This window comes from Fodinicola feengrottensis, assembly GCF_010993775.1.
In the GTDB taxonomy this organism is placed as follows: domain Bacteria; phylum Actinomycetota; class Actinomycetes; order Mycobacteriales; family HKI-0501; genus Fodinicola; species Fodinicola feengrottensis.
Window position 1 is genome coordinate 72651 of the sequence record NZ_WOTO01000005.1, and the last position, 18679, is coordinate 91329.

Annotated in this window: 20 protein-coding genes and 5 pseudogenes; 10 read left to right on the forward strand and 15 right to left on the reverse strand. The window is 66.1% G+C overall.

What is annotated here, in order from left to right:
- Positions 1 to 127: 127 nt before the first annotated feature.
- The 8 genes and pseudogenes from GNX96_RS05855 to GNX96_RS05885 form a co-directional block, all read right to left on the reverse strand.
- A complete protein-coding gene (locus GNX96_RS05855) occupies positions 128 to 568 on the reverse strand; it encodes a hypothetical protein (protein WP_279579490.1) in 441 nt (146 codons plus the stop codon).
- A gap of 67 nt (positions 569 to 635) precedes the next feature.
- Positions 636 to 1178 (reverse strand): hypothetical protein, encoded by a 543-nt coding sequence (locus tag GNX96_RS05860; RefSeq protein WP_163567316.1) that lies wholly within the window; start codon positions 1176 to 1178, stop codon positions 636 to 638.
- Between the two features lie 163 nt (positions 1179 to 1341).
- Positions 1342 to 1635, reverse strand: coding sequence for a hypothetical protein (locus GNX96_RS05865; protein WP_279579491.1), 294 nt, complete (start codon positions 1633 to 1635; stop codon positions 1342 to 1344).
- Positions 1632 to 2138 (reverse strand): AbrB/MazE/SpoVT family DNA-binding domain-containing protein, encoded by a 507-nt coding sequence (locus GNX96_RS60860; protein ID WP_313885593.1) that lies wholly within the window; start codon positions 2136 to 2138, stop codon positions 1632 to 1634. Before GNX96_RS60860 ends, GNX96_RS05865 begins: the two co-directional genes overlap by 4 nt.
- Before the next feature lie 28 nt (positions 2139 to 2166).
- A pseudogene (locus GNX96_RS49200) lies at positions 2167 to 3023 on the reverse strand (crotonase/enoyl-CoA hydratase family protein).
- Between the two features lie 68 nt (positions 3024 to 3091).
- A pseudogene (locus GNX96_RS05875) lies at positions 3092 to 5261 on the reverse strand (3-hydroxyacyl-CoA dehydrogenase NAD-binding domain-containing protein).
- Positions 5262 to 5286: 25 nt separating this feature from the next.
- Positions 5287 to 6502, reverse strand: a pseudogene (locus tag GNX96_RS05880) (acetyl-CoA C-acetyltransferase).
- Positions 6503 to 6525: 23 nt separating this feature from the next.
- Positions 6526 to 7657 (reverse strand): annotated as a pseudogene (locus GNX96_RS05885) (acyl-CoA dehydrogenase family protein).
- Between the two features lie 175 nt (positions 7658 to 7832).
- Between GNX96_RS05885 and GNX96_RS05890 the strand changes: the two are divergent.
- Together GNX96_RS05890 and GNX96_RS49205 are read left to right on the forward strand one after the other, a co-directional pair.
- On the forward strand, positions 7833 to 9041 hold the full coding sequence (locus GNX96_RS05890; RefSeq protein WP_163567318.1) for a TetR family transcriptional regulator: 1209 nt from the start codon (positions 7833 to 7835) through the stop codon (positions 9039 to 9041).
- 93 nt (positions 9042 to 9134) lie between these two features.
- Positions 9135 to 9263: a hypothetical protein gene (locus GNX96_RS49205; RefSeq protein WP_279579492.1), complete on the forward strand. Its 129-nt coding sequence runs from the start codon at positions 9135 to 9137 to the stop codon at positions 9261 to 9263.
- Positions 9264 to 9491: 228 nt separating this feature from the next.
- Here the strand turns inward: GNX96_RS49205 and GNX96_RS05895 are convergent, their stop codons facing one another.
- Positions 9492 to 9926 (reverse strand): PPOX class F420-dependent oxidoreductase, encoded by a 435-nt coding sequence (locus GNX96_RS05895; protein ID WP_163567319.1) that lies wholly within the window; start codon positions 9924 to 9926, stop codon positions 9492 to 9494.
- A 164-nt stretch (positions 9927 to 10090) separates the two neighbouring features.
- On the opposite strand from GNX96_RS05895, the gene GNX96_RS05900 reads away from it, so the two are divergent.
- Complete coding sequence (locus tag GNX96_RS05900; protein WP_390623933.1) at positions 10091 to 10846, forward strand: helix-turn-helix domain-containing protein; 756 nt, start codon at positions 10091 to 10093, stop codon at positions 10844 to 10846.
- Here the strand turns inward: GNX96_RS05900 and GNX96_RS05905 are convergent.
- The 3 genes and pseudogenes from GNX96_RS05905 to GNX96_RS05920 all read right to left on the reverse strand — a co-directional run bounded on the left by GNX96_RS05905 (position 10843) and on the right by GNX96_RS05920 (position 12670).
- A complete protein-coding gene (locus tag GNX96_RS05905; RefSeq protein WP_163567409.1) occupies positions 10843 to 11970 on the reverse strand; it encodes an FAD-binding protein in 1128 nt (375 codons plus the stop codon). The two genes, GNX96_RS05900 and GNX96_RS05905, sit on opposite strands and share 4 nt — an antisense overlap.
- A 326-nt stretch (positions 11971 to 12296) precedes the next feature.
- A pseudogene (locus GNX96_RS05915) lies at positions 12297 to 12398 on the reverse strand (FAD-binding protein); the annotation flags it as partial.
- Positions 12399 to 12424: 26 nt separating this feature from the next.
- Positions 12425 to 12670, reverse strand: a complete 246-nt coding sequence (locus tag GNX96_RS05920; protein ID WP_163567320.1) for a PspC domain-containing protein — start codon at positions 12668 to 12670, stop codon at positions 12425 to 12427.
- Positions 12671 to 12811: 141 nt separating this feature from the next.
- On the opposite strand from GNX96_RS05920, the gene GNX96_RS05925 reads away from it, so the two are divergent.
- The 6 genes from GNX96_RS05925 to GNX96_RS05945 all read left to right on the forward strand — a co-directional run bounded on the left by GNX96_RS05925 (position 12812) and on the right by GNX96_RS05945 (position 15977).
- Complete coding sequence (locus GNX96_RS05925) at positions 12812 to 13282, forward strand: phosphoribosyltransferase (RefSeq protein WP_163567321.1); 471 nt, start codon at positions 12812 to 12814, stop codon at positions 13280 to 13282.
- Between the two features lie 95 nt (positions 13283 to 13377).
- On the forward strand, positions 13378 to 13713 hold the full coding sequence (locus tag GNX96_RS05930; RefSeq protein ID WP_163567322.1) for a hypothetical protein: 336 nt from the start codon (positions 13378 to 13380) through the stop codon (positions 13711 to 13713).
- Positions 13647 to 14117 carry a CPBP family intramembrane glutamic endopeptidase gene (locus GNX96_RS05935; protein ID WP_163567323.1) on the forward strand — a complete coding sequence of 157 codons (471 nt, stop codon included), beginning with the start codon at positions 13647 to 13649 and terminating at the stop codon, positions 14115 to 14117. The genes GNX96_RS05930 and GNX96_RS05935 overlap by 67 nt, the downstream gene beginning before the upstream one ends.
- Positions 14114 to 14836 carry a sensor domain-containing protein gene (locus GNX96_RS49215; protein ID WP_279579493.1) on the forward strand — a complete coding sequence of 241 codons (723 nt, stop codon included), beginning with the start codon at positions 14114 to 14116 and terminating at the stop codon, positions 14834 to 14836. Before GNX96_RS05935 ends, GNX96_RS49215 begins: the two co-directional genes overlap by 4 nt.
- Positions 14827 to 15369 (forward strand): sensor histidine kinase, encoded by a 543-nt coding sequence (locus GNX96_RS49220; protein WP_279579589.1) that lies wholly within the window; start codon positions 14827 to 14829, stop codon positions 15367 to 15369. Before GNX96_RS49215 ends, GNX96_RS49220 begins: the two co-directional genes overlap by 10 nt.
- Entirely contained in the window at positions 15333 to 15977 is a 645-nt protein-coding gene (locus GNX96_RS05945; RefSeq protein ID WP_163567324.1) for a LuxR C-terminal-related transcriptional regulator, read from the forward strand. Before GNX96_RS49220 ends, GNX96_RS05945 begins: the two co-directional genes overlap by 37 nt.
- A 1-nt stretch (position 15978) precedes the next feature.
- Here GNX96_RS05945 and GNX96_RS05950 read toward each other — a convergent pair whose 3' ends face one another.
- Genes GNX96_RS05950 through GNX96_RS49230 form a run of 3 tightly spaced genes read right to left on the reverse strand, consistent with a single transcriptional unit; the run spans position 15979 to position 17785 of the window.
- On the reverse strand, positions 15979 to 16371 hold the full coding sequence (locus tag GNX96_RS05950) for a VOC family protein (RefSeq protein ID WP_279579494.1): 393 nt from the start codon (positions 16369 to 16371) through the stop codon (positions 15979 to 15981).
- Positions 16372 to 16427: 56 nt separating this feature from the next.
- The gene (locus GNX96_RS49225; RefSeq protein ID WP_279579495.1) at positions 16428 to 17030 is read right to left on the reverse strand and encodes a flavin-binding monooxygenase-like family protein; all 603 of its coding nucleotides are present in this window, start codon (positions 17028 to 17030) and stop codon (positions 16428 to 16430) included.
- The gene (locus tag GNX96_RS49230) at positions 17030 to 17785 is read right to left on the reverse strand and encodes a flavin-containing monooxygenase (RefSeq protein WP_279579496.1); all 756 of its coding nucleotides are present in this window, start codon (positions 17783 to 17785) and stop codon (positions 17030 to 17032) included. The genes GNX96_RS49225 and GNX96_RS49230 overlap by 1 nt, the downstream gene beginning before the upstream one ends.
- A 253-nt stretch (positions 17786 to 18038) precedes the next feature.
- Between GNX96_RS49230 and GNX96_RS05960 the strand changes: the two genes are divergently transcribed.
- Positions 18039 to 18674: a TetR/AcrR family transcriptional regulator gene (locus GNX96_RS05960; protein ID WP_279579497.1), complete on the forward strand. Its 636-nt coding sequence runs from the start codon at positions 18039 to 18041 to the stop codon at positions 18672 to 18674.
- The last annotated feature ends 5 nt before the right edge of the window (positions 18675 to 18679 follow it).

Here is an 18679-nt window from a genome sequence, read left to right on the forward strand (position 1 = left end):
ACTCGAACAGCCCTCAAGGTGCCAGCTTGCAGTGACCCAGATGTTAGGAATGCGCACGTCCAACCTCCTCCCGAAGCGTGAATGGGGTCACTCTACCCGGCCATAATGACTGGCACGCCGGCTGCCCTCAACGCGGCCATCGTTGCTGCGAACCTGTGCTTCCCCAAAATCGCGAGTGGGAGCCCGATGATGTGTCACCGTCCGACCAGAACACCAGGTCGGCGTGTGCGAGGAAAGCCTGCGTCGGTGTCCGGAAAGCCATCGAGTACGACCACTGCCCCCTTCTCACCACGATCTCGCGACAGGTCACCTCCACCGTGCACGGCGCGTCAGGTCGTCGGGGACTGGTTCGGCTCACCCCGCGGATGAGTCCGACGTAGAGAACGCCGACCAGGAGAAGGATCAAGAGAGGCGGGAGGAGCCGGGGGATGTCAAGGCCGTCCGAACTCAGGTTCGGCCGGAATCCGGTGGCGGCCAGACAGATCAGGAGGATCGTCATCACCACGGCGATCGGAGCGTAGGCGATTATTTTGGCCACTCGTCGAGGCGTACGTTCAAGCACCGCCACAGTGGCACGTGTATGGGGGACGGGATCGGCCGCGAGCTCAATCACCACGAGTGCCGCCTCCGACACCTCAGGACGGCTTGGGGTTAACGCGAACACTTCTTCCCCACTGGGGCACGCGCGCGCTGTCCGCCAGTCGCTGGCGCTGTTCGGGACTGAGCAGCTTCAGCGGCAACGAAAACGTCATTGATTCGTCGACGTGTAGATTGAGGAAACGACGCGTTTGGGTAGTCGACGAAATGGCTTCCACCGGACAGCGGAATATCGTGCTCTCGGTCGTCAGCGTGTATTCATCAGCAGTGGCCCGAAAGAAAGCTGAGCCGGCCGTGCGACGGTCTGAAGGCTTCAGTCGTAGCTTGGCTAGTCTGCGTGCCGTGATCATGACGGTGAAATACACTGTCAGCAGGAATACGGCCCAGTTTCCGGCAGTCGGCTGAAGGTCTTGGATCGGTCGGGAACCAAGCGTCGAGACGGCCAGTGCCACGGCCGCGAGGCACAGAATCGTGCAGATCCAGACACCTGTCGTGAGAGTCCTGCTGTTGGCCTTGAATGCGTGCCACCTGACGTGTGCTGGAATCTCGACTTCGACGATGGTGTCGACATGTTCCCCCATGGCGGCATCGTACGGGTGCGGGTGCTGGCCTGACCGTACGGGTGTTTTAGTGCTTGCCTCGGGCCATGACCAGTTGGATCCGACGCACAGCGGACCGGTCGTCGAGCGGTGATGACTTTGTCTGCCATCACTCGTGCTTACCAGCTATGGCTTCTCATAGATGTCATGGTTGCCGATGCGCCTCCAGACGAGCGTCGGCTTGCCGTCTTTGCCGATTTTCGACGTGAAATGTCGCTCGTCCGTCCGGCGAGGTGAAACTCCAGGTCATCGAGTAAATCGAGGTTTCCTTCAGCTTGTGGATGCGCAGGGTCGCCGGCCATGTGGTGTCTCGGCGGAGAGCTCCGGAGCGCACCGCCGGCAGGAAGTGTTCGCGCAGTGCCTGCTGGAATAGTCGCCGGTGTTCTGGCGCAGACCTCGCGTAGTCACGTGCGAAGCGCGGTGTCGTGATGAATCTCATTTCTCGGCCGGGTTGTCGCTTTCAAGGCTGTCGAGATATCCAAGAAATTCTTCGTCGGAGGCGAACTCGGTGGAGCGGCCGGCGGCGAGATCTTCGTCCACCTCACGCTCAGCGGCCTGGTGGCCCTCGGTCCAGAACCAGGCATCCCCAGCCGGGACCGCGAGATGTGGGATGAGCGCGATCTCCCGCTCGCGCACCACGATCTCCACTTGGGCTCCGGGCTTGTCCAGGCCGAACTTGCGCCGCACGTGCGCGGGAATGGTCACCGTGCCGTTCTTCGGCTGAATCGCGACGAAGGCAACGTGGGTATCCATGGGGTGCAGGATAGCACGAATCCATGAATCCTGTGATCCTGGATTCAGGGAAGCGGGAGCGGGGGCGAGTTGCGTGAGTGCTGTCATGCCTCCATGGTCGGGCCGGATCCGGCGCCGTACGTGCTGCCAACCCGAATCTGTGGACGAAAAGTTGTCCTGTGGAAAAAAACGTCGCCGGGCTGGCGACATGCGAAAATCGCCGGCCCTGCGGCGATCGTCAGGAGCCGGTGAAGGTGGGGGGACGGCGTCGACGAAGGCCTGGATGGCCTCGGTGAGGTCGCGGCTGGGCAGGAAGGCGGAGTTCCACGCGCCGACATATCGCAGGCCGGCCGCGATCTGGGGGCCGCGGGTGACGTCGAGGACGTCCTTGACGCCCTGTACGACCAGCGGCGGATTGGCGGCGATCGCGGCGGCCATGTCGTGAGCGGCGGCCAGCAGAGCGTCCTTGTCCTCGTACGTGTCGTTGACGAGGCCGATCTTCTCGGCGCGTACGGCGTCAATGTCCTTGCCGGTCAACGCCAGCTCGCGGAGGTGGCCCTCGCCAATGATGCCCGACAGCCGCTGCAGGCTGCCCAGGTCCGCGACAATCGCGACCTTGACCTCACGTACGCTGAATTTGGCGTCCACAGTGGACAGTCGGATGTCGGTCGCCGCGATCACGTCGATGCCGCCGCCGATGCACCAGCCGGCGACGGCGGCGATCACTGGCTTGCGGCATTCTGCGACGGCGTTGACCGAGTCCTGCAGGCCGTGCAAGTGGGCGAGAAATTCGGTACGCGCCTTGGCAAGTGCGCCGTCGGCCAGCAGCGGCGCAAAATTCGGGGCCATCGCCGGCAGATCCAGGCCGTACGAGAAGTGTTTCCCGGAGCCGGTCAGGATGACGGCCCGTACGTCGTCATCGCGATCGATGGCCCGGAAGACGATCGGCAGTTCCCGCCAGAAGTCCGGACCCATCGCATTGCCCTTGCTGGGCCCGATCAGCGTGACTGTCGCGATGTGGTCGGCGACCTCGACCTCCAACGCGAGCAGTTTTTTTCGTCTTTCAAACCGGCGATGCTCATAAGTCCCTCTCAAGGCGGTGCTGCCGAAAAGAAGCCGGGCCGGCCACACACACGTGACCGGCCCGGAGGTGCAAGAACAATCTACTCGTACGACTCGCCGCGCTCGGCCTTCTCGACCAGCGACTGCGGCGGGTTGAAGCGCTCACCATAACGATCGGCCAGTTCTTTCGCGCGGCCGGCAAAACCGGTCAGTCCGCCCTCGTACTGGTTGATGTACTGGATCACGCCACCGGTCCACGGCGGGAAGCCGATGCCGAAAATGGAGCCGATGTTCGCGTCCGGGATGGTCCGCAACACGCCTTCGTCGAAGCACTTGACGGTTTCCAGCGCCTCCGCGAAAAGCATCCGCTCCTGCATGTCTTGGAACGGGATTTCCGCGGTGCCGGACTTGAAAGCGTCCTTGAGGCCTGGCCACAGGCCGGCCTTCTTGCCGTCCACATAGTCGTAGAAACCGGCGCCAGTGGAGCGGCCCTTGCGGTCGTATTCGTCGATCAGCTTGTCCAGAACAACTTCCGCCGGGTGCGGGGTCCATTTTCCGCCCGCTGCCTCGACAGCCGCCTTGGTCTCCTCGCGGATCTTCCGTGGCAGCGTGAAAGTCAGCTCGTCCATCAGCGCGAGCGCGCCGACCGGGTAGCCGGCCTGGGTGGTGGCCTGCTCGATCGACGAAGGCGCGACACCTTCGCCGACCATCGCCACTGCCTCGTTGATGAAAGTGCCGATCACCCGGCTGGTGAAGAAGCCCCGGCTGTCGTTGACGACGATCGGGGTTTTCTTGATCTGCAAAGTGAAGTCCACGGCCTTGGCGACCGCCGCGTCGCTGGTCTTCTCGCCGGCGATGATCTCCACCAGCGGCATCTTGTCCACCGGCGAGAAGAAATGGATGCCGATGAAGTCGGCCTGCCGCCGCACGCCTTCGGCGAGGCCGGTGATCGGCAGCGTGGAGGTGTTGGAGCCCAGCAGGGCGTCCGGCGCGACCACGTGCTCGACCTCGGCGAAGACCTTCTTCTTCAGGTCAGCGCTCTCAAAAACGGCTTCGACGATGAGATCCGCGCCGGCGCCGGCGCCGTCCGCGGCCTTGTCGGTCGGCGTGATCCGGGCGAGGACCTCGTCGGCCTTTTCCTGGGTGAGCTGGCCGCGGCTGACCGCCTTGCCCAGGATCTTCTCCGAATACGCCTTGCCTTTTTCGGCCGCCTCTAGTGAAACGTCCTTGAGGACGACCTCAATGCCAGACCGGGCGGCCGAATACGCGATGCCCGCGCCCATCATGCCGGCGCCGAGCACCAGAACCTTCTTGGAGGTCCATGGCTGGTACCCGTCGGGGCGACTGCCGCCCTTGTTGATCGCCTGCAGATCGAAGAAAAAACGCCTTGATCATGTTGGTCGAGACCTGACCGGAGGCCACGTCGAACAGGTAGCGCGTCTCGATTTTTGTCGCGGTGTCGATGTCGACCTGCGCACCCTCGACGGCAGCCGCCATGATGTTCCGCGGCGCCGGCATCGGCGCGCCCTTGAGCTGCTTTTTAAGGTTGGACGGGAAAGCCGGCAGGTTCGCCGCAAAGGCCGGGCTCGACGGCGTACCACCGGGGATCTTGTATCCCTTGACGTCCCAGGGCTGTACGGCCGCGGGGTTGGCCTTGGCCCACGCCTTTGCCTTGGCCAGCAAGTCATCCCGGTCGCTGGCGATCTCGACCAGACCCAGTTCCAGCGCCTTCGCCGGCTTGTGCCGCTGTCCTTGCAAAAGCACGTTCAGGAGCGCGCTCTGGATGCCGAGCAGCCGGACCGTACGAGTGACGCCACCGCCACCGGGCAGCAGCCCCAGCGTGACCTCGGGCAGCCCAACCTCGGCTCCCTTAACGTCCTGCAGGACGCGGTGGTGACAGGCGAGCGCGATCTCGTACCCACCGCCGAGAGCGGCGCCGTTGATGGCCGCCACCACCGGCTTGCCCAGAGTTTCCAAGCGCCGGAAGTAACTTTTCATCAGGTCGACGCGCTCGGTGAACTCCTTGGCGTCCTCCGGCTTTACGGCCATCAGCATCTGCAGGTTGCCGCCAGCGAAGAAGGTCTTCTTGGCCGACGTGATCACCACGCCGGTGAACGAGTCCTTGTCTTTCTCCAGGCGGTCGATGGTGGCCGCGAGCGAAGTGCCGAAAAGCTCGTTCATGGTGTTCGCTGACGCGTCCGGGTCGTCCATCGTCAGCGTGACAATGCCGTCCGCGTCCTGGTCCCAGCCGATCATGTTCTTCTCAGTCATTTTTTTCTCCGGAATCAGACGCGAATCAGACGCGCTCGATAATGGTGGCCTCGCCCATGCCGCCGCCGATGCACAAAGTCACCAGCGCATAGCGGGCATTGCGGCGTTCGAGCTCGTCGATCATGGTGCCGGTGATCATCGCGCCGGTGGCGCCGAGCGGGTGACCCATCGCGATCGCGCCGCCGTTGACGTTGATCTTCTCGTCCGGAATCTTGAAATCGTCGACATACTTCAGGACGACCGAAGCGAAAGCCTCGTTCAGCTCGAAGAGATCGATGTCGTCAGCGGAAAGTCCGGCGGTCGCCAGCACTTTTTCGGTGGCTGGCGTGGGACCGGTGAGCATGATCGTCGGGTCCGCGCCGGACACCGCGGTCGCCACCACGCGAGCCCGCGGCACCATGCCGAAGTCCTTGCCGACCTGCTCGTTGCCGACGAGTACGAGCGCGGCGCCGTCCACGATGCCGGAGGAGTTGCCGGCCGAATGTACGTGGTGGATCTTCTCGACCCAGTGGTATTTCTGCAGCGCCACCGCGTCGAAGCCGCCGAATTCGCCGATCGCCTCAAAAGACGCCGGCAGCTTGCCCAGGCCCGCCACCGTGGAGTCCGGCCGCATGTGCTCGTCGTGATCCAGTACGACGACACCGTTGCGGTCGAGCACCGGCACGACGGATTTTCGCGAAGTAACCGCCGGCCCAGGCGGCCGCCGCGCGCTGTTGGGAGCGCATCGCGAAAGTGTCGACGTCCTCGCGGGAGAAACCCTTGATGGTGGCGATCAGGTCGGCGCCAATGCCTTGCGGCACAAAGGAGGTGTTGTAGTTGGTCTCCGGGTCCATCGCCCAGGCGCCGCCGTCGGAGCCCATCGGTACTCGCGACATCGACTCGACGCCACCGGCGATGATCAGTTTGTCCCAGCCGGCGCGCACTTTCTGCGCGGCCGAGTTGACCGCCTCCAAGCCGGACGCACAGAACCTGTTGAGCTGCACGCCGGCGACGGTGTCCGGCAGGCCGGCGGCGATCGCGGAGATCTTCGCGATGTCCGAGCCCTGGTCACCGACCGGCGCGACGACGCCGAGGATGATGTCGTCGATGGCCGCCGGATCCAGGTCCGGGAACCGCAGCCGCAACTCGTGGATCAGGCCTACCACCAGCGAAATCGGCTTGATGCCGTGCAGCGAACCGGTCTTCTTGCCGCGGCCTCGGGGCGTACGAATGGCGTCGTAGATGAATGCTTCAGTCATGATCTTTTCCCTCCTAGCACGGTGATTTAGAGCGTGCGCGAGACGAGCTCTTTCATCACCTCATTCGCGCCACCGTAGATCTTCTGTACGCGGCTGTCGGTGAACATCCGCGCGATCGGGTATTCGAGCATGTAGCCGTACCCACCAAACAACTGTAGGCATCGATCGACGACCGCGCACTGTTGCTCGCTCAGCCAGGACTTGGCCATCGCGGCGGTGGAGACATCCAGCTCACCGCGCAGGTGTTTGGCGATGCAGTCGTCCACACGAAAAAACCCGGCCGACCCGGGCGATGGTGGCGCAGTCGGCCAGCTCGAACCGGGTGTTCTGCATCGCGAACAGCGGTTTGCCGAAGGCCTGCCGCTCTTTCGTGTACGCGGTGGCGAGCTCGACAGCGGCCTCGATGACGCCGATCGCGGCGACCGCGATGATCAGTCTTTCCTGCGGCAGCTGCATCATCAGCTGGAAGAAGCCCTGACCTTCTTCGGTGCCGATCAAGTTGGATTTGGGTACGCGCAAGCCGTCGAAGAACAGCTCAGCGGTGTCTTGGCTGTGCTGCCCGATTTTCTGCAACAGCCGGCCGCGCTGGAAGCCCTCCGGGTTGTCGCCGACCTCGGCAACGATCAGCGACACGCCTTTGGCGCCCTCGGTCGGATCGGTCTTCGCCGCAATGATCACCAAATCCGCGAGATAGCCGTTGGTGATGAAGGTTTTGGCTCCGCTGATGACATATTCGTCACCATCCGGAATCGCCTTGGTGGTGATCGACTGCAGGTCGGATCCGGTGCCTGGCTCGGTCATCGCGATCGCGCCGACCCATTCGCCGCTCGCCAGCTTGGGCAGCCAGCGCTGTTTTTGTTCCTCTGTACCGTAATGCACGATGTAGTGCGGAATGATCGCGGAATGCACGGCGAACTGCAGTGACGGCGCGCCGGCCCTGATCTGCTCGGTCAGCAGGACCGCCTCATGTGCGAAGGTGCCGCCCCCGCCGCCATATTCCTCCGGGATTGACATGCCGGCCAGGCCCAGCTCGCCGGCCCGCTGGTAGAGCTTGCGGTCCGGATAGCCCTGCGCGGCGAACTCCTGCTCGCGCGGCGCGACCTCCTTGGTGAAGAAGGTGCGCGCCAGCTCGGCGACGGCCCGCAGGTCGTCGTCCATCCAGGGCGACCTGACCGCGCCGGGGGGTGCGGCTCCGTGCGTCTGAGTCACGTCCGGCCTTCCGTGGATGATGCTAATGCTGATTAACATAACGCGGTGGATCTGGTAGCTGTCAAGGGATCTGGGCAGCTATGGTGAGGTCCACAGCGTTCACTTAGCCGGCTGGAGGTGCGGAATGGATTCAGAGCGGCCGGGCCGTCGCCCGGCGAACCGCCGGCGTCAGCTGGTGGTGCTCGCCGCGGATCTGTTCGCCCAGCGCGGCTATCAGGCCGTCAGCATCGAGGACATCGCCTCGGCCGCCGGCATCACCGGCCCCGCGCTTTACCGGCACTTCCAGGGCAAGCAGGACCTGCTCGCGCAAGTGCTGCTGACCGGGCAGGAAGTGATGGACGAGGCCGCTGAGCAGGCTCTTGGCGGAGCCGGTACGCCGGCCGAGCGGCTCGACGCGGTAACGCTCGCGTTGGCCGAGCAGTCGGTCCAACGCCGCGGGGTTTCGGCGCTGTGGCGGTGGCAGGCGCGGCACCTGGACGAGACCGCCCGCAACGAGGTGCGCCAGCGCGGCCGCAAGTTCATCACCCGCTGGGCCGGTGAGCTCACACTCGTACGCCCCGACCTGCCGGCCGCCGACGCCGAGCTGCTCTGCATGGCGGCGTTGAGCGTCTTGGGCAGCGTCGCCGACCACCACGCCAGCCTGCCCAAACGTCGCTTCGTGGCACTCCTGCATACGCTGGCCTCGGCGGTCTGCGCCAGCTCCTGTGTGCCCGCCGAGTCCGGCGAAGCCACGGGTTTCGTTGCTGAGCCAGTGATTCCAGCCACCCGGCGGGAGCAGATCCTGGCGGCCGCCACCGAACTTTTCGTCCAGCGCGGCTATCGCGCGGTCAGCATGGAGGATATTGGCGCTGCCGCTGGGATCGCTGGTCCCAGTGTCTACCGGCACTTCGCCAGCAAGGCCGACCTGCTGATGGCCGGCTGCGGACGGCTCGCCGACCAGCTCGCGGTCGGCGCGAGCCGCGCGCTGTCTGGCGCCGGCGGCGAGCCCGCGGCGCAGCTCGACCGGCTGATCCGCTCGTACGTGGACGTGGTCATGGACCACGGCGAGCTGCTGCACGTCTACAACCGCGAGCTCGCCCACCTGCCCGAACGCAGCCGGCTGGAGTCGCTGCGGGTGCAGCGTGCGTACGTGGCCCAGTGGGTTGGTCTGCAGTCATCGCTGTCGCCGGACGCGTCCCAGTCCGAGTCGCGGATCGCCGTGCACGCGGCCCTGACGATCATCAACGACCTCTCCCGTTCCGGCCGCCTGCGCGCCCGCCCCGCGATCGGTGCGGAACTGACGGCGCTCGCCCACACAGTCCTGTCCGCCGCCCAAAACTTCGTCAGAAAGTGATCCGCAGGGTCGACAGGAACCAGGAGTAGCAACCAATGAGGAGTACGAGACCGGCAATCGCCAGGCCGTGAGCACGGCGAGGATCCGTACGGCGTGGTCCGCTCCGCGGGAGGTCAGCGCGCCGATCCCGGCGCCTATCGCGGGTACGCCGAAAAAACCACGGCCGCGAGCAACCAGAACTCGTTTCTCGTCGCCGAGTCGCCGCTCGTGCGGACCTCTTGACCGTACGACCACAGGAGCCACACCGTCGGCGCCAGCAAGGCGATGGCCATCACTGCGAGGACAACACACCCGATGGCTATCCCAACGGAACGAGGTCCGCTTTGGGTGGGTGCCTTGCTGTCATCATCACTGGGCTCCCGAGTGTCCGCTGCCTCGTCCGTCACGAGTCTTACGATCACGGTCCACTTGAGATGGCGCTTGAGCACAACTACTCAACCACTACTTGGTTCAGGTGATTTTGCGAGTGGACAGGTCACCGGATCCGGCGGCGATTCCCCAGGTCAGGACTCGGGTGGGGCGGATCAGAATCCACGCCGGTTCGAAGGGGAACGGCGCTTCCAGGCGTAGGCCGACTTGTTCGCCACCGTCGAGATGGTTTTGCGCGCGGCCGCGAATCTCCATCCCGCGCGGTCTCCAAGGATCCACCGTGGCGATGTCGTCGACCAGGAACGACACCTCGGGGTGCAGCGTGGTGTCGCGAAATTTCTTGCTGTTCGCCATCCTCGACCCGACCACCCCGCCGATGACGATGGCCTCGGCTTCGGGGTCGTAGATCACTCCTACCGGGCGGACCGTCGGTCGGCCGTCCGCGCCAACAGTGGCCAGCCGGCCCAGCAATTGGCTTTTCATGTACGCGACTTCTTCGTCGGTGAATACGCTCATGCCTTCGAGCCTGCCGATTCCGGCCGCCCGGAGGGAGGCCGCGCTGAGACTGGCCCTGCCAAGGTCACCATGGTCGACCCTAGAGTTTCGGTCATGGCGGAAAACGAAGTGGGGGCGCGTTTCTTCGCTCCCGGCGAGAGCTGGTCACGCCGGCCGAGGTGGGCTTGCCAGCCGGCCCGCGCCGTCGCACCCCTGGCCTACGCCGCGCTGAGCTGGCCACCCTCGCCGGCGTGAGCGTGGAATACCTGATCCGGCTGGAACAGGGCCGCGACCGGCATCCGTCCAGCGAGATCGTGACTGCGCTCGCCAACGCCCTGAATCTGTCTTACGACGAGCGGGTCCACCTGCACCGGTTGGTCAAAGGCACCTCTTGTCAGGCCACGGAACCGCGGTCGTGGGAAATCCGCCCGACCGTAGGAGCGCTGCTCGACCGGCTTGATCCGAGCCCGGCGGTGGTGGTCAGTCGAGTCGGCGACCTAGTCGCTGCCAACTCCAGCTATCGCCGCTGGCCCGGCCGCTCGGGCTGTTGGACGCCGACCAACCCAACCTCACCCGCTTCGTTTTCGCCGACCCGCGAGCAAAAACCGCGTACCCCGACTGGAATCAGGTCGCTGACGAGCGGGCGGCCGACCTGCGAGCGGCGACAGCTCTGGGTGACCCGCATGCCGCCTTCCTCGGCGAGGAGTTGGCGGTCATTGTCGGCACGCCATTCAGCAGCCGGTACGACAACGCTGCCAGCCTGCCCGAACGTGTCGGCGTCGAAACGATGGACACATCCGCTGGCGGGCGAATTGGTGTTGGCGTACGAAAGCCTGGAATTGCCGCATTCCGACGAGCAACGCCTGGTTGCCTATCTGGCCGCCGACGACGCCACTTCGGTGGCGCTCGAATCGCTCAGTCGTACGGCCCTGACGAACTAAACGCAGGCCGCGGTGCCGGCGATCCAGCCCCAGGCCAGGGCTGAGCCGATGGTCGCGCCGGGGGAGATGATCGCCGGTCCGATGACCGCGGCCATCGCGTTGCCGGCAGCGAAAAGTCCGGGAATGGGCTGGCCGTTCCAGCGCAGCACGCGGGCGTCGGTGTCGGTACGCAGACCGCCTTTGGTGCCGACGAGACCGGGAAGGACCGGCAGCGCGCAAAAAGGTGGTTCCGCGATGGTGCCCCCAGGTTGGGATGTGGTGCCGCCCGATCGCCCCAATAGTGGTCGTACGCGGCGATTCCCCGGCCGAAGTCGGGATCGTCGCCTTTTCGGCGTGGGCGTTGAAGGACTGTACGGTCGCGGCCAGCTGGGCCGAATCGATGCCGGTTTTCGCGGCGAGGTCGGCGAGAGTCGGCGCCTGGATGACGTGGGACGGGAGCGGCTGGCGGGAGCGGCGCCGGCGAAGGCGTAGCGAGCCCGAAACTGGGCGTCGGCGATGGCCCACGCGGGGGTGTTGCGGGGGAGCCCGGTGCCTGGGTCCGTTTCGGCGAAGGCGAGCGCCGCGTTGTGGCTGGATTCGTTGACGAAACGGCGGCCTGCGGCGTTGACCCAGATGACGTGCGGGAGCATCCGCTCGGAGAGCATCAGCACTGGGCGCGCGGTGCCGTCCGGCCAGGTGGTCGGTCCGGCGCTGGCGGGCCAGGACCAGCTCTCCGAGACGAAGTCCACGGCTGCGCCGTCAGCCAACCGCAGTGCGTCGCCGCGGTTGACCGGCGGCGACAGGGGCTGGTCGTACGGGCCGTCCAGCAGTCGTTCGCGCAGCTCAGCATCGTGTTCGAAGCCGCCGCCGGGGCGAGCACGACGGCGGGCGCTGGAAACTCGCGATCTCCCACCCGTACGCCGCCTTCGGGCAGCAGGCCGGTGACGCGATGGTCGCGCAGCAACTCGACGCCGGCTTCTCGGCAGCCGTGCAACAGGCCGGCGACCAGGCCCTGGCCGAGCGTCACCTGACCGGCCGCCTGCCGGCGTTTCATCACCGCGAAGGGTGGCGTGCCGCCGGCCATCAGGCCGAACTCCATGATCTCCGCGTTGGTGAGTACGGGCTGGAAGAACGGCGGCGGCCAGAACAAGTCGTCCGGGTCGCCGAGATCACCCAGACTGACCGGCTCGACCTCCAGATTGCGCCCGCCCGCCCCCGGCCGCCGGGAGCCTCCGCGAACGAGTCCGGCGCGTCCATCGGTGTGAAGCGGATGGGGGTGTGCCGCTCCAGGAACCGGACCATCAGCGGCGCCGCTCGTACGAACGCGGCCGCCATCGCCGGCGACCGCCCCTGCGTACGGCCGAGCACGTATGTCAGTGCGTCCTCGGGGTTGTCGGCCGTGTGGTGGTTGCCGGGCGCCCACACCTGCCCGCCCGAGACCGCGGTCGCGCCGCCCCCACTTCGGGCTGCCCTCCAGCACGGTCACCGCCGCGCCGGCCACCGCCGCGGCGAGCGCCGCGCAAAGGCCGGCCGCGCCGGAACCAACAACAACGACAGAGGTCTTTTCGAACATGTTCGAAAAGTAGCACGCGAGCCTGTCTACACGCCACCCTCGTGCAGGGTCATGGCCGGCGCGTCCTCGGACGGCATCAGGATCCACAGCACCGGGTAGATCAGGATCTGGCTGCCCGGGATGAGCAGCAAGATCAGGACGAACAGAAACCGCGCGGGCCACGGGTCGAGGCCGAAGCGGCGGCCGAGGCCGGCGATGACGCCGCCCAGCAGGCGGCCGTCCCGTGGCCGTACGAGGCCCTGGTTGCGGAACGAGCCGTGAATCGTGTCCATGACGGATCAACCCTCTCGATGTCTTATGACCTTGCAATAAAGCATCGGTCGCGGGCAGGTGGGTTGGCATCGGGTACGACCCTGATCTGTCCCGGATGTTCGGTGGCACTCAGAATCAGGGGAGACTCACTAGGGGGAGCGGTGCCGGACGAGCGCGAAGTGTTGACGTGGGACCTGTTCGGGCGGGCGAGCAGGCGGTTGGCCGAGATGGTGGCCGCGGACGGGTTCCGGCCGGACCTGATCCTGGCGATCACCCGGGGTGGGCTGTTCCCGGCCGGGGCGCTGGGCTACGCGCTCAGTGTCAAGAACCTGCACACCATGAACGTCGAGTTCTACACCGGCGTCGACCAGCACCTGGAGATGCCGGTGGTGTTGCCGCCGGTGCCGCAGGTCGTGGACCTGACCGGCGCGCGCGTACTGATCGCCGACGACGTGGCGGACACCGGAGAGACCCTCCGGCTGGTACGCGACTTCTGCGCGGACCACGTTGCCGAGGCCCGCTGCGCGGTGCTCTACGAGAAGCCGCGGTCGCTGGTGAAATGCGAGTACGTCTGGCGCAGCACCGACCGGTGGATCGACTTTCCCTGGTCCACCGAGCCTGCCGTGGTGTAGAAAACTCCACCCTGACCGGAGAGTCGCGCGCAGTGTGCGGCGGTCGGCGGTCGGCGACCGTAGGAGGTAGTGAACCGCCTACTTCGGGAGCAAAAGTGACCGCCGTAATGACCCTGCCGAGATCGCGATTCTGGCTCGCCACGGTGATCTTCGTGATCGCCACCTGGCTGGGCGCCGGAACCCTGCTCGTCCTGCAGCCGTACGTCCACCTGGACCCGGAGCTGCTGATGCTGACGCAGTTCGGTCCCACGATCGGAGTGCTGGCCGCCATCGGGCTGCTGGCCAAGGACAGCCAGCAAGGCACGAAGAACGCACTCGTACGCGCCGGCGTCGGAGCGGGCATCGTCGTCGCGCTCTTCGGAGTGTGCGCGGCGGCGCTGGCGCTGGCCGGGCAGCCGCTGCACTGGCCATCCCGGAGCAGTTCTGGCTGATCGCGCCGCTGCAACTCATCGGCGCCTGCGGCGAGGAGCTGGGCTGGCGGACGTTCCTGCAGCGCCACCTACAGACCCGCTTCTCGATGATCGTCTCGGCGGTGATCGTCGGCGTCCTATGGAGCACCTGGCACATCCAGTACTACGCCTTCGGCCCTGCGTTCTTCCTGAGTTTCGTGACGATGAGCGTCGCGGTGTCGCTGATCATGGCGGTGCTCGTACGCGGCACCAGCCGGCGCGGATCGCTGCTGGTCGCCGGCGTGTTCCACTGGCTGCTTAATCTGGGCATCCTGATCCTGCTCAACTTCGAACAAGGTGGACTGCGAAACATGCTCATCCTCGCCGCGTCCAGCGTCGTCATCGCGGCGGTCGTCGTCGGTGGGAATCGTCAGGTGACCCGATGAACCTCAAGGCCAGGCTTCTCGTGCTGCCCCGTGGTCTGCTGTTGCTCGGTCTCGCGCTGGCCGAAGGTGCGGTTGCTGTGCTGGTGATGGCCGCCGGCTGTCTGCTCGCCATCGGCGTCGGCCTCTACCTGCTGCCGCCGGCCGTGTCCGCGCTGCGGGCGGTGGCCAACACAGCGAGGCGTACGGCCAGCTGGAGCGGCGTCGACATTCCGGCGCCGTACGGGCCGCTCCCGGACGGTCTGGTGAAGCGCAATGTGGCTCTGCTCAAGGACAGCGCGACCTGGCGGGACCTGACCTGGGCCACCGTTGACTGGGTGGTCGGAACGTGGATGGCGACCTTGCCGCTGGCGTTCGTACTCTTCGGCGCCTTCGGAGCGTTCGTTCAGCCATTCGTGTGGCGGGCCATCGGCGCGGACGGCGGCAGCAACATCTACGGCGTCATCCAGGTGAACTCGACAGCGACCGCGCTGGCCTGCGTGCCGATTGGGTTGGTCATGATCGTGATCGGTCTGCTGATTGGCCCACGGATGTTGCGGTTGCGGGCGCGCTGGACAGCGGTGCTGCTGGCTCCGTCGCGTACCGCGGAGTTGGAACAGCGGGTGGACACGCTCGCTGGTACGCGCGCGCCGACGCCACCGACGCGCAGGCAGCTGAGCTGCGCCGGATCGAGCGCGACCTGCACGACGGCGCGCAGGCTCGGCTGGTGGCGATGGGCATGAGCCTGGGCAACGCCGAGGAAGTGCTGGACAACGATCCGGCGGCGGCTCGCAAGCTGCTGGTCTCGGCTCGGGAAGCCTCTTCGAAGGCGCTGGACGAGCTGCGTGATCTCGTACGCGGCATTCACCCGCCGGTGCTCGCCGACCGCGGCCTGGCCGACGCGATCCGGGCGCTCGCGCTGGACTCGGTGATCGACGCCGAGGTCACCGCGACCCTGCCCGGTCGGCCCGCGCCGCCAGTCGAGTCGGCCGCCTACTTCGCGGTCTCCGAGCTGCTCACCAACGCCGCCAAGCACAGTGGGGCGACCCGGATCGACGTGTCCCTCGACCATCAGGACAGCGTCCTGACCTGCACGGTCACCGACAATGGCCGGGGCGGCGCGGACCCGTCGGCTGGCACCGGCCTGCGCGGCCTGCAGCGCCGACTGGCCGCTTTCGACGGCACCGTCACGGTCCACTCGCCGACCGGCGGCCCGACTCAAGTCAGCTTGGAGATCCCGTGCGTGTTGTCCTTGCCGAAGACCTCTTCCTCCTGAGGGACGGTCTCGTTCGTACGCTCACCGAACACGGCTTCACCGTGGTGGCGGCGGTCGACAACGGCCCTTCGCTGCGCAAGGCGCTGGCTGAGCAGGACGCCGACGTGGCGGTGGTGGACGTAAGGCTGCCGCCTTCGTTCACCGACGAGGGCCTGCAGGCCGCGATCGAGGCCCGCAAACGTCGGCCCGGCTTCCCGATTTTGGTGCTGTCACAGTATGTCGAGCAGTTGTACGCGCGCGAGCTGCTCGCCGACGGGACCGGCGCGATCGGCTATCTGCTCAAGGACCGGGTCTCCAACACCGCGCAGTTCGTCGAGGCCGTGACCACGGTGGCCGAAGGAGGGACCGTGATGGATCCCCAGGTAGTGGCGAAACTTCTGACGCGGGGCGAGGCCCGCGGCCGGACCAGCACGTTGACCGCCCGCGAGATCGAGGTGCTGGAACACATGGCCCAGGGCCGGTCCAACAACGCGATCGGCGAGAAGCTGTCCATCTCGGCCAGCGCGGTCACTAAGCACATCGCCAGCATCTTCGGCAAACTCGACCTGCCTGCCTCCGACGACGACAACCGCCGGGTTCTCGCGGTTTTGGCTTACCTGAACAAATAAGTCAGGCATTGGTCCAGGAGCGGGTGCACAGCACCAGGCGGTAGGAGTCGGGATCGGCGATGGTGACGCCCCAGGTGTCCCAATACGGGTTGAGCGACGGGACGACCTTGCCACCGGCTGCGACCAGTCGCTCCACCAGCTCTGGCGGGACTGAGCCATCGAGGTAGATGACCAGCAGATCCTCTTCGGTCGGCACCGGCGCGACCGGCGCGGCGGGGTCTCGTACCAGCTCCAGATGCCACCCGGCCGCTGGCCAGCCGAGCATGATCAGGTCGTGCTCCTGGCTCATCCGCAGGATCACACTAAGCCCGAGCCCGTCGACGTAGAACCGCTCGACGGCCGCCAAATCGTTGCTGGGACGGGCAATCCGGATGTGCGTGTGCTGGTCGATCACGGGTCGCATCCTCTCTCAGACAAAAACAGCGTCATCGAGAGGATGCAACCTCAACCTCACTGCAGGTCAAGAGCGACCGAGCTGCCACGGCGCCGGGCGCCGGCCCGGCGCTCGGCCCGAATGTCGGCCAGGTGGTCCTGGAAGTCGACTTGAATGGTGTGCCGCCGAGAGGTCACATAACGCTTGCGCAGTTTGCGCTTGTACGCCTCGATTTCAGCTCGCATCTGGGCCATCGGCGGCAGCGTGGCGGTGCCCAGCAGCAGGTCCGCGATCCAGGCCGACTGCGCCTCGGCGATCGGCATGGTGGCGCCCAGCGGTTGCACCAGCGACACAAAGAAAAGCCCGGGACAGTCCGGCGAGACCACCCGGTGAAAGAGTGAGATCTCGTTGTCGGCCGGCGAGATGATTCGCTCGTCCAGAAACGGAAAGCTGATTTTGTAGCCCGTACAGTAGATAACGTCGTCGATCCGCTCGGCGCTGCCGTCGGTGAAACGGACGGTGTCGCCGTCGAAGCGGTCGATGGTGGGTTTGACCGTGATGTCCCCGTGGCCGAGCCGGGTCAGCAGGTCGTCGGAGATGGTCGGATGTGCGGCCAGCACTTTGTGGTCCGGGGTGGGCAGCCCATACGAGCTGACCGAGCCGCGTACCAGTCGCAGCATCAGCGCCAACCCGAGCCGCTGTGTCCACAGTGGACCGTGCGCGAGCGGCGAGGTCGTGAGGTGGTCTGTCGGCATCCCGAAGAGATATTTCGGGACGACGTGGGCGCCGCGGCGGATGGCCAGGAACGTACGTACGGGGCGGCGGTCCGGGACGACTCGACCGCGAGATCGCAGGCCGAGTTTCCGATGCCCAGCACCAGAACTCGCCGGTCGGCCAGGTCGTCGGGCGTCTTGTAGTCGTGCGAATGCCGTTGCCGGCCGGTGAAACCGTCCGCTCCCGGGAAAACCGGCCACCGCGGGTCCCAGTGATGGCCGTTCGCGACCAGCACCGCGCCGTACGTGTCGGTCCGGCGGTCGCCGTCGACGGCTCGTACGTTCACCTCGAAACCGCCACCGGACCGCGGCTCCACCGACTCCACCGTGGTCTGGAAAGCGATCTTTTCCCTTAACCCGAAGTGATCCACGTAGTTGTCGAAGTAGCCGGCGATCTGTGCGTGGCCAGGATAGGTGGGATAGTCCGCCGGCATCGGGTAGGCCGCGTACTGCATAAGCTGGCGCGAAGTGTTGATATGCAGCGAACGATAGGCCGAGGACATGCCGTTGTCGTTGAGATAGCGCCAGTTTCCGCCCACTCGCGACCCGGCTTCGAAGCAGTCGAAGCCGAAGCCGACTCCGCGGGCGTTCAGGACCTGGCAGGACGCGATCCCGGACGACCCCGCGCCGATGACGCAGGCCCGATCCGTGCGCACAGCCATCGCGCTCCCCACGTGCGCGGCGACCGGGTTGCCGCGCGCCAGTTGTGACTGTCCATGAGGGTACGCTAATTCAGCGTGTTGACAGCGATCGCGGCTGTCACGCACCATGATCGAATAGTGACGCCCCGACGCGCGCCGGAGCGGGTGTTCGCGGGGAGGCCCGACGGAGAGACAAGTCTCTGAGGGCACGACGGAGGAACAGTGCCGACAACGACGTGGGACAACCTGCCCCGCCGAGCGCCGGGAGCGGGTCGTGGTGGCCGCCATGCGCGAGTTCGGTCGGTGCGGATATTCCGGTGGCAGCCTGACCGTGGTGGCCCGCGAGGCCGGCGTGGCCAAGGGCTCGCTCTTCCAGTATTTCCCGGACAAGCTGGATTTCTTCTCGTATGTCGCGGAGTACACGTCGATTCGGGTGCGCAACCAGATGACCCGATGGCTTGCCGCGCTCGACCCGGAACGGCCGTTCTTCGAGTTCATGCTGGAGCTCATGCTGGCCTGGATGCGTTACTACGACGAGCATCCGTTGGAGCGCGGGGTCACCGCGGCGACCAACTTGGAGCTCGACCCGCAGGTGCGGGTCGCCGTACGGGAGCCGGTGAACCGCATTTATGTGGCCGCGTTGCACCCCTTCGCGGATCGGGCCCGCGAACGCGGCGAGCTGCACCCGGAGGCGGACCTGGACGCTTTCGTGGCGTTGCTGGTGATCCTGCTGCCGCACTTCGCGCTGGCGCCGCACCTGCCGGGCCTGGACGTGTCGGTCCGGTTGTACGCGCGTCAGCGACGAAGAGCGGACCGACGCGGCCCGCCGGCTGCTGCTCGGGATTTTCGCCGGTTTCGGGCGGCTGCCCGACGGCAGCGACGTGTGGACCGCCACCGGGAAGCCGCGTGAGTCGG